The following is a 9,924-nucleotide window of genomic DNA, read 5'->3' as shown; positions in this document are numbered from 1 at the left end:
ACGATAGAACGCCACACCCCACACACACCCAGCGCGCCCCCCCCCCCCCCCCCCCCCCCCCCCCCCCCGCCTTGGTGCTACTTCGCGAGCTCGAACGTCTCCTTCATGGTGTCGTACGCCGGCTTCGGCTGGTAATCCTCGGTCATCGGGGTGGCCGAGCCCTCACCGGAGAAGACGCCCGGAACCCAGGAGTACTTGTCGGTGAAGCCCCACACCGTGTACGAGATGCAGTGCTTCACCAGCAGGCAGGCGCGCAGCAGCAGGCCGAAGCCCTCGGCCTGGGCCTGCGTCTTGATCCCGTCGTCGGGCAGGATCATCCGGATGTCGACCTCGGTGAACGCGGTCTTCACGCCGAGCGCGTCGAAGCGGCGCACGTTCTCCAGCACGTCACCGGGAAGGCCGTACTGGATGCCGAGGTGACCCTGCATGCCGAAGCCCTGCACCGGCACGCCCTGCCGGCGCAGGTCCTTGATGAGGTTGTACTCGGCCGTGCTCTTCGGGCCGATCCAATCCACGTTGTAGTCGTTGAGGAACAGGATCGCCGACGGGTCGGCCTGGTGCGCCCAGCGGAACGCGTCGGCGATGTAGCCGGGGCCGAGCGCGCGCAGCCAGATGGTGTCCCGCAGGGTGCCGTCCTCGTTGAACGCCTCGTTCACCACGTCCCACGCCCAGATGCGGCCCTTGAAGTGGCCCATCTCGGCGAAGATGTGCCGGCGCAGCAGGTCCCGCAGCTGGGCCGGGGTGAAGTCGGTCTCGTTGATCCAGGACGGGAGCTGGCTGTGCCAGACCAGCGTGTGGCCGCGGACCGCCTGGCCGTTGCGGCGTGCCGTGTCGATGAGCTTGTCGGCCTGGGTCCAGTCGTAGTGGCCCTGGGTCGGCTCGACGACTTCCCACTTCATCACGTTCTCCGGCGTGACGGTGTCGAACTCGCGGGCGACCGCGGCCGCGTACGGCGCGTCGGTCGCGAGAGCGTCCATGTTGACGGCGGTGCCGATCTTGACGCCGGTGCCGCGGGCCGCGGCGCGCAGCCCGGTGTCGTGGGCCGTCGCCGCGCCGCTGGGCAACACGGCGAGGCCCACGACGGTCACCGCGGCAACGGCGGCCGCGGAGAGGACGCGGACTTGAATCATCAGACTTCCCTTCGGTCGGTGGAGCCGAAAGTTCCGAGAACTTCCGGAAAGCTTCGCTGCCCTTCGCGCCCACGTCAATGGCGGTTTCTGATCGAAGATCTTTCGATGTGGACTCTTGACGACATAGATCGGTCCCTCTACGTTCGGAATGTTCGGCTGACATGTTTCCGAAACTTCCGATCCACCACGGAGGATTCCGCGTGCGCCGCCTCACCTCTCGTGCCCTCGTCGCCCTGGCGACGGTCGCGGGCACCCTCACCGCGTTGACCACTCCCGCCTCCGCCGGCGGCCGGCCCACCCCGGTCGTCGTCGACACCGCCCGCGGCCACGGCAACGTCGTCAGCTTCACGTTCGACGACGGCCCGAACCCGCCCGACACCCTGAACCTGCTGAAGGTCCTCAAGAAGCACCACGTGAAGGCCGTGTTCTGCCTCTGGGGCGACCACGTCCGCGAGCACCCCGAGGTGGTTCGCGCGATCGCCCGCGACGGCCACACGCTGTGCAACCACTCGATGCACCACGACGACATGTCGACCTGGACGCCCGAGCAGATCCGCGCCGACCTCGAGGCGACCAGCGACCTGATCCACCAGGCCGTCCCGCACGCGCGGATCGCGTACTTCCGCGCGCCGTACGGCGCCTGGGGCCAGACCCCGCAGGTCGCCGCCGACCTCGGCATGCAGCCGCTCGGCTGGCGCTTCGACATCGAGGACTGGGTGCCGCCCGGCACCGACGTGCTGGTGCAGCGGATCCGGGACCGCCTCACGCCGGGCGCCGTGATCCTCATGCACGACGGCGGCGGCGACCGCAGCCAGACCGTCGCGGCCGTCGACCAGATCATCCCCGAGCTGCGCGCCGAGTGCTGGCGCTTCACCCTGCCGCTCGCCCGCGGCTGAGCGGCACCGCCGCTGTGGACCGGCCGCAGCGGCACCGCCGCAACGGCACCGCCGCAGCGGCACCGCCGCAGCGGCACCGCCGCTGTGGACCGGCCGCGAGAACTGTCGTACCGCGGCCGTAATCTCACCCCACCCAGTGCACGGGGTGGGGTTCGGAAGGAGACCCCCATGTCCACCACCCGACGCGAACTGCTCGCGCTGGCCGCCGGCTCCGCCGTGGGCGCCGCCGCGGTCGGCGTCGCCGGGCCGGCCTCGGCCCACGGATCCGGCCCCGACGGCTGGGTCGCCACCTGGGCCGCCGTGCCCACCACGATCCCGTCCCGCGGCACGCCGACCGTCCTCGAACGGCAGACCGTGCGGCACGTCGTGCACTGCTCGACCGGCGGCGACGAGCTGCGCATCCGGCTCACCAACGAGTTCGGCGAGACGGCCCTGCACGTGGCCGCCGTCCATGTGGCCCGGCGCGACGGCGCCGGCGCGAGCACGGCCGCCGTGCCCGGCACCGACCGCCGCGTGACCTTCTCGGGCCGCGGCGACGCCACGATCCCGGCCGGCGCGCCGATGGTCAGCGACCCGGTGCCGCTGCGCCTGCCGGCCGGCGGCGACCTCGTGATCAGCATCTACTTCGAGGAGCGGACGACGGTCACGACGCTGGCCGCGTTCTCGTTCCAGGACAACGTGATCGCGGCCGGGAACGTCACCGCCGCCCGCACGATCACGCCGGCGGCGACGATCCAGCAGGACCTGTTCCTGTCCGGGGTCGCCGTGCGCAAGCGGGGGAGCGCGTCGATCGTCACGCTCGGCGACTCGATCACCAACGGCGCCAACACGACCGCCAACCTCAACCACCGCTGGCCCGACCTGCTGGCCGATCGGCTGCGCCGGGCGCACCTGGACCTCGGGGTGGCCAATCTCGGCGTCTCCGGCAACCGGCTGCTGCACGACCCGAACCCGCCGGCCGGCAGCGACGCCGAGACGTTCGCCAACTACTTCGGGGTCAGCGGGCTGCGGCGCTTCGACCGGGACGTGCTGGCCCAGCCGGGCCGCCGCTACATGATCGTGCTGCTCGGCGTGAACGACCTCGGCCACCCGGGCACGGTCGCGCCGCTCTCCGAGACCGTGAGCGCGGACGACCTGGTCGCCGGCCATCGCCAGCTGATCGCCCGGGCCCACGACGCGGGCGTCACCGCGTACGGCGGAACGATCCTGCCCTTCAAGGACGACACCCTGGGCTTCTACTCGGTCGAGAACGAGCAGAAGCGACAACGGCTCAACCACTGGATCCGGGCGAGCGGCGAGTACGACGGGGTGGTCGACTTCGACCGCGCGATGGGTGACCCGGCCGACCCGATCCGGCTCAACCCGGCCCTGGACAGCGGGGACCACCTGCACCCGAACGACGCCGGCATGGTCGTGATGGCCGCCGCGGTGAACCTCGGGCTGTTCCGATGAAGGCCGCCCTCGCCCTCAGCCTGGTCCTGCCGCTGCTCGCCGTTCCGGCCGCCGCGCAGGCGCACACCACTTCGGACACCGTGCACGACTACGTCAGCACGCATCCCGGACCCGGGCGTTTCCCGCTGGCCGGCGCGCCCGTCCTCGTCGATGATGCTGACTTTGCCGGCGTGGTTCGGGTCGCCGCCGATCTCCGGGGCGATCTGCACCGGGTTACCGCAGCGGACGCATCGGACAAAAAGGACCCGATCATTCTCGGTACGATCGGGCGCAGCCCCACGATCGACAAGATCATTGCCCGAGGAAAGCTTGATATTTCCGGAATTAAGGGCAAATGGGAGACGACCGTCGAGCAGGTCGTGGAGAACCCGCTCCCGGGCGTGCGACGGGCCTTCGTCATCGCCGGCAGCGACCAGCGCGGAACGATCTACGGCGCGTACGACCTGTCGAAGAACATCGGCGTCTCGCCCTGGTACTTCTGGGACGACGTGCCGGTCGCCCACCAGGACAGCCTGTACGTGCTGCCCGGGCGGCACACCCAGGGCACGCCGGCGGTGAAGTACCGCGGCTTCTTCATCAACGACGAGAACCCGGCCACCGGCACCTGGGCGCCGCAGTACTTCGGCCCCGGCAAGGCGCCGGGCTATCCGGGCGGGCTGAACGCCGCGTACTACGCCAAGGTCTTCGAGACCATGCTGCGGCTCAAGGCCAACTACCTGTGGCCGGCCGTCTGGGGGCGGGCGTTCGCCGAGGACGATCCCGCGAACCACGCGACCGCCACGGCGTACGGCGTCGTCATGGGCACCTCGCACGAGGCGCCGATGATGCGCGGCATCGAGGAGTGGAACCGGCACGCCGTCAACGGCACCGACCCGTACGGCGGAAATGGTGTTTGGAGTTACCGGCAGAACAAGGACGCGATCGAGGCGTACTGGCGGGACGGCGCCGAGCGGATGCGTGACCAGAACATCGACGGCGTCATCACGCTCGGCATGCGCGGCAACGGCGACGTGTCGCTGCCCGACGGCGACGGCATCGACCTGATGAGCTCGATCATCGACAGCCAGCGGGAGATCCTGCGCGAGACCGGCCTGATCGACCGGCCCCAGGTGCAGACCCTCTACAAGGAGGTGCAGCGCTACTGGGACCAGGGCTACCGGCCGCCGGACGACGTCACCGTCGTGTTCTGCGACGACAACTGGGGCAACATGCGCAAGCTGCCCGACGCGTCGTTGCCGGCCCGCAGCGGTGGTTACGGCATGTACTACCACTTCGACTACGTGGGCGACGGCCGCAACTACAAGTGGGCGGACACCGCGAACCTCACCAACACCTGGGAGCAACTGCATCGGGCGTACGCGTCCGGCGTCAACCGCCTGTGGGTGGCCAACGTCGGCGACCTCAAGAACGAGGAGCTGCCCACCCAGTTCTTCCTCGACTACGCCTGGAACCCGTCTTCGTTGCCGGTCAGCAAGCTGGGGGAGTGGACGCGGCAATACGCCTCCGAGAGCTTCGGCGCGCGACTCGCGCCGGCGATCGCTTCCCTCCTCGACCGGTACGGCCACCTGCAGTCCCGCCGCAAGCCGGAGCTCCTGAACCGGCGCATCACGGTGGACCCGGCCAAGGACATCACGACCGACCCGACCGCCGTGGTCTACGACGACCAGCAGACGCCGTTCAGCCTCACCGACTACGGCGAGATGGACCGCGTCACCAACGAGTGGCTGGCGCTCGCCCGCGACGCCTCGCTTCTGAAAGCACAGGTGCCGGCGGCCTGGCAGGACGCGTTCTACCAGCTCCTGTACTACCAGGTGCAGGACACGGCGATCATCTACGACCTGCGGCGGGCGGAGTTCACCAACATCGCGTACGCCGCGCAGGGCCGCGCCGCCACGAACGGTCTCGCCGATCGGGCCGAGGCGCTGTTCGCCCAGGACCAGGCCATGAGCGCCTACTACAACACGACGCTGGCCGGCGGGAAGTGGCACGACTGGCAGCTGCAACCGAAGATCGGGTACGGGAACGTGGCCCGCTACGGCCCGAACGCGCCCTGGCAGCAGCCGGAGCTCAACAACGTGGCGCTGCCGGACGAGATCTTCCCGTACGTCAAGCGGATCTCCCTGCCGGCGGAGGCGTCGCTGGGTGTGGCGCTGGACGGCGGATCCGCTTCGACCCTGCCGGCGTTCAGCCCGTGGCAGAGCCAGTCGCGGCAGTACATCGACGTCTACAACAAGGGGACGACGCCGTTCGCGTACCAGATCAGTAGTGGCGCGCCGTGGCTCTCCGTGACCCGGGCTTCGGGCACGGTCACCGATCAGGTTCGCTCACTGGTCACCGTGGACTGGCGGCGGGCGCCGCGCGGGACACGCAGCGTGCCGATCACCATCACCGCAGCCGGTTCGTCGGTCACCGTGCAGGCGCCGATCGCGAACCCGACGCTGCGGCCGGCCGGCTTCCTCGAGGCCAACGGGTACGTGGCGATGGAGGCCGACCACTACACGTCCTCGACCGGAAACTGGCAGCTGCTGCCCGGCATCGGCAAGACCGGCAACGGGCTGACGCCGTTGTCGACCGCCGGCGCCCGGCTCGACTACCGGATGACGCTCACCACCACCGGGCCGGTGACGGTGTCGGCCTACCTGTCGCCACGCAACAACGTGCTGCCCGGCGACGGCCTCAAATACGCGGTGTCGATCGACGGCGAGACGCCGCAGGTGGTCAACATGACCAAGGCGACCGGCGCCAACGACACCACGATGAACCGGCAGTGGGCCCGCAACACCTCGCAGAACATCAACGTCACCAGCACGACCCACACCGTGGACCGGGCCGGCACGCACACGCTGACCTTCTGGGCCGTCGACCCGACCGTGATCGTCCAGCGGCTGGTCGTCGACACCGGCGGCGTGAAGTACAGCTACCTGGGACCGCCCGAGAGCCGGAGGGCCTGACATGCGCCGCAGAACAGTTCTGGGCCTGGGCGGGGCGGCGGTCCCGGCCGCGCTGATCGTCCCCGGACGGGCCGCCGCCCACGGCTCGCGCCGGCGGTGGATGCACACCTGGGTGTCGATGCCGCAGCTCACCGAGCCCGGCAACCTGCCGCCGGCCCCGTTCACCGGCCCGTCGTCGACGCTGGTGGACACCACGCTCCGGCAGACCGTGCACGTGACCGTGGGCGGCTCCCGGCTGCGGGTCCGCTTCTCGAACGCGTTCGGCGGGGCCGCGCTGCCGATCACCTCGGCGGCCGTAGCCCTGCCCGCCGGCGGCAAGGCCGGGGTGCCGGCGATCGTGGCCGGCAGCAGCCGCCCGCTGACCTTCGGCGGCCGGACCTCGGTGGTCGTCCCGGTCGGCGCCCACGTGGTCTCCGACCCGGTCGACCTGCCCGTGCCGTCCGGCGCGAACCTGACGATCAGCACCTACCTGGCGGCCGGGCAGGCGACGCTGAACTTGACCTCGCATCCCGGGTCACGGACCACGACGTACCTCCTGAACGGGAATTTTGTCCTTGCCCCCGATGTGCCGGGTGCCGCGACCGGCGCGCACTGGTATCTGATCAGCGGCGTGGAGGTCCTGGCCAACGCGCCGGCCATCGCGATCGTGGGCGACTCGCTCACCGACGGACGGGGGTCCACGACGGACGGCAACGACCGCTGGCCCGACCAGTTGTTCGCCCGGCGCCCGCGCGCCGCGGTGCTCAACCAGGCGGCCGGCGGCAACCGGATCCTCAACGACGGCCTCGGCCCCAACGTCCTGGCCCGCCTGGACCGCGACGTGCTGGCCACCAGCGGCGTCGACCGGATGCTGATCTTCGAGGGCGTCAACGACATCGGCACCGCCGAGGCGTCGGAGGCCGCCCAGAAGCAGGTGGCCGACGACCTGCTCTTCGCCTTCGAGCAGGTGGCGCTGCGGGCGCACGCCCGCGACATCGTCGCCTACGGCGCCACCATCACGCCGTTCGGCGGCAACACCGGCTACGACGACCCCGGCGGCCTGCGCGAGTCCACCCGCCAGACGGTGAACGCCGCCCTGCGCCACGGCCGGATATTCGACGAAATAGTGGATTTCGACGTGGCGGCGCGCGATCCCGCGAACCCGAGGCAGCTGAACCCGCTCTACGACACCGGCGACCACCTGCACCTCAACCCGGCCGGCTACGGAGTCCTGGCAGCGGCCGTCCCGCTGCGCTGGCTCTCGTAACCGCCGGCCTCGACAGGTCCCGCGCGATCCCCGGGCTTACGCGGACCCGGGGCTCGCGCGGGACCGCCGTCAGCTCTGCTCACCCATGCGCGCGTGGGTCGTGCAGCTCTGCTCACCTATGCGCGCGTCGGTCGTCCAGCTCTGCTCACCTATGCGCGCGTGGGTCGTGCCGCTCTGCTCACCTTTGCGCGCGCGTATCGGTAAGCAGAGCTGCAGGTCCACGCCCCACCACGCGCGTGTCGGTAAGCAGAGCTGCAGGTCCACGCCCCACCACGCGCGTATAGGTGAGCAGAGCGATTCCGCTCTGCTCACCTATGCGTGCGTCGGTGAAGCAGCTCTGCTTACCTATGCGCGCGTCGGTCGTGCAGCTCTGCTCACCTATGCGTGCGGCGTGGCCCTGATTCAGCGGAGATCGAAGGCGGCGCGGAAGGCCGCGATGGTGGTCTCCGGGTCGAGCACCACCGCGTTGTGGATCGTGTCCATCGCGGCCAGCAACGGGTCGTCCTGGCGGGCGGCGATCGTCTCGTGCAGCGCGATCACGGCCGGGTCGATGCGCGGCGGGTCGGGCGGCCCGGGCGGGCCGAAGGAGACGGTCGTCGAGGAGGTGAGGCTTGCGCGCGGGACGTCGCGCCAGCGGGCGAAGGCGGTGCGGAAGTCGGCGAACGAGGGAGTGGGCGGATCACCGCGTTCGAGGGCGGTCAGCTCGGCCTCGACCCAGTCGGCGGCGATCAATCCGGCGCGGGTGCACCAGTAGCGGGCCGCCCACACCGCCATCTCGCGCTGCACCCGGGGGCCGGCCTCGGCGATCCGGTCGACCAGGTCGCGGTCGTGTTCGACCAGGCCGCGGGCGTGCGCCTGCACCTCGGGGTCCAGCAGCCGCTGGTCGGTGGGAACCCGGCCGGCCCACCTGCGTTCCTGATCCTTGCGCCGCCACTCCGCCTCCTGCCGCTCCCGCGCCTCCCGCTTGCGGCGCATGGCGGGCCGCTCGGCCGGCGGCGCGGGCGGCGGCGGAACGGCGACGTCACGCAGCTCCGGGAACTCCCGCCACAGGTCCGCGCGCAGCTCGGCCCACGTCCCGCCGCCGGCGCCGAGGGCCGAGGCGAACTGCCAGCACAGCCGGTCGGTGGCGTGCTTCTGCTCCTTCGGCCACAGCGCCGACCGGACGGCGTTGAGCTGGGCCGCCTCGTCGTTGTTGAAGGGCGGCAACGCCGTACGCAGAAGGGCTTCGGTCCTTTCCCGCACCAGCCGCACGTCGGGCTCGGGCGCCCACTCGCCGCGGTGCATCCGGTCGCGGATGGGGGCGAACCACGGCTCGCCGAGGATCCCGGCCCGCCGGAACGGCCGGTCCTTCGCCCACGCGGTCATCCGGCCGATCAGGTCGGCGGGCGCGTGGGCGATGGCCCGGGCCAGGTCGCGGTCCTCGTCGTAGAGCGACGTCCCGGCCGCGCCGAGCGCCTTGATCTTCCGGTCGGTGACGCCACGCCGGCCCCAGCCGTCCAGGTCGTCGTCGCCCCAGTCGTCCGGGTCGGCCGCGTAGGCCGCCAGCTCCGCGCGGACCTCGGCGTACCAGGGCTCGGCCGTGACCCCGCCGCCGACCCCGGCGCAGCGGAACGTCGCACGCTCGAGGAACGCCGCGTCCCAGCGCACGCCGGTGATCCGCTCCAGCAGGGCGAACGTCCGCTCCCGGAACCGATCGTCGCCGGGGTCGGGCTCGAACCCCAGCTCGGCGAGCGCCGCATCGAGCCGCCCCGGATCGTCGCCGTGCCGCTCGGCCGGATAGCCGGGGTCGAATCCGACCAGGTCCCGGCCGCCGATCGCCCAGGCGAACCGGGGCGTGGTGTTCTCGTTGAAGTAGAACGACGCCATCTCGCCCGCCGCCGACAAGATGCGCACCGCGTCGTCGTCGATGCACCGGAACCCGTTGGGCTCGATCACCATGGTCCAGTCGCCGGCCCGGGTCGCCGCCACGTAGTCCAGCCCGCTCGCGTGGGTCGCCCCGTGCTCGTCGACCCGGTCCGCCACGGCGTCGGCCGCGCCCAGCGCCACCTCGGCCGACACCATCGTGACCGGGTCCGCCCCGCCGAGCCGGGAGATCACCTCGTCCGGCCCGAGGCCCCGGACGAACGAGAGACAGAAGTTCAGGCCGAGGGCGTGCGTCTCCACCGCCCACGCGTAGTCGTCTGCGTCCACCCGCCCAGCCTGCCCTAGATCGCTCCCGGACCGCGGCCGGCTCCGGGAAACGCGCGGTC

6 protein-coding genes are annotated in these 9,924 nt (G+C 71.2%); 4 read left to right on the top strand and 2 right to left on the bottom strand.

Going from position 1 to position 9,924, the window contains the following annotated elements; translation table 11 throughout:
• Nucleotides 1-77: 77 nt before the first annotated feature.
• Entirely contained in the window at nt 78-1,130 is a 1,053-nt protein-coding gene (locus ACZ6TB_RS36265; protein ID WP_465562323.1) for an endo-1,4-beta-xylanase, read from the bottom strand.
• A 200-nt stretch (nt 1,131-1,330) separates the two neighbouring features.
• On the opposite strand from ACZ6TB_RS36265, the gene ACZ6TB_RS36260 reads away from it, so the two are divergent.
• The 4 genes from ACZ6TB_RS36260 (at nt 1,331) to ACZ6TB_RS36245 (ending at nt 7,675) form a co-directional block, all read left to right on the top strand.
• Nucleotides 1,331-2,026 carry a polysaccharide deacetylase family protein gene (locus ACZ6TB_RS36260; protein ID WP_465562321.1) on the top strand — a complete coding sequence of 232 codons (696 nt, stop codon included), beginning with the start codon at nt 1,331-1,333 and terminating at the stop codon, nt 2,024-2,026.
• A 168-nt stretch (nt 2,027-2,194) separates the two neighbouring features.
• A complete protein-coding gene (locus ACZ6TB_RS36255; protein WP_465562319.1) occupies nt 2,195-3,478 on the top strand; it encodes an SGNH/GDSL hydrolase family protein in 1,284 nt (427 codons plus the stop codon).
• Nucleotides 3,475-6,429: a glycosyl hydrolase 115 family protein gene (locus ACZ6TB_RS36250; protein ID WP_465562317.1), complete on the top strand. Its 2,955-nt coding sequence runs from the start codon at nt 3,475-3,477 to the stop codon at nt 6,427-6,429. The genes ACZ6TB_RS36255 and ACZ6TB_RS36250 overlap by 4 nt, the downstream gene beginning before the upstream one ends.
• Nucleotide 6,430: 1 nt before the next feature.
• On the top strand, nt 6,431-7,675 hold the full coding sequence (locus tag ACZ6TB_RS36245; RefSeq protein WP_465562314.1) for an SGNH/GDSL hydrolase family protein: 1,245 nt from the start codon (nt 6,431-6,433) through the stop codon (nt 7,673-7,675).
• 402 nt (nt 7,676-8,077) lie between these two features.
• Here ACZ6TB_RS36245 and ACZ6TB_RS36240 read toward each other — a convergent pair whose 3' ends face one another.
• Nucleotides 8,078-9,865, bottom strand: a complete 1,788-nt coding sequence (locus ACZ6TB_RS36240; protein WP_465562312.1) for a DUF6461 domain-containing protein — start codon at nt 9,863-9,865, stop codon at nt 8,078-8,080.
• Nucleotides 9,866-9,924: the final 59 nt, after the last annotated feature.

Source organism: Actinoplanes sp. NPDC051537, from assembly GCF_055586105.1.
The sequence above is the reverse complement of the archived record's forward strand: the minus strand, read 5'-3'. Positions and strand labels throughout refer to the sequence as shown.

Bases quoted from the DNA above. Each gene is read 5' to 3' on its own strand.
- ACZ6TB_RS36250 (WP_465562317.1), top strand. From the start codon at position 3,475: ATGAAGGCCGCCCTCGCCCTCAGCCTGGTCCTGCCGCTGCTCGCCGTT.
- ACZ6TB_RS36255 (WP_465562319.1), top strand. From the start codon at position 2,195: ATGTCCACCACCCGACGCGAACTGCTCGCGCTGGCCGCCGGCTCCGCC.
- ACZ6TB_RS36265 (WP_465562323.1), bottom strand. From the start codon at position 1,130: ATGATTCAAGTCCGCGTCCTCTCCGCGGCCGCCGTTGCCGCGGTGACC.
- ACZ6TB_RS36245 (WP_465562314.1), top strand. From the start codon at position 6,431: ATGCGCCGCAGAACAGTTCTGGGCCTGGGCGGGGCGGCGGTCCCGGCC.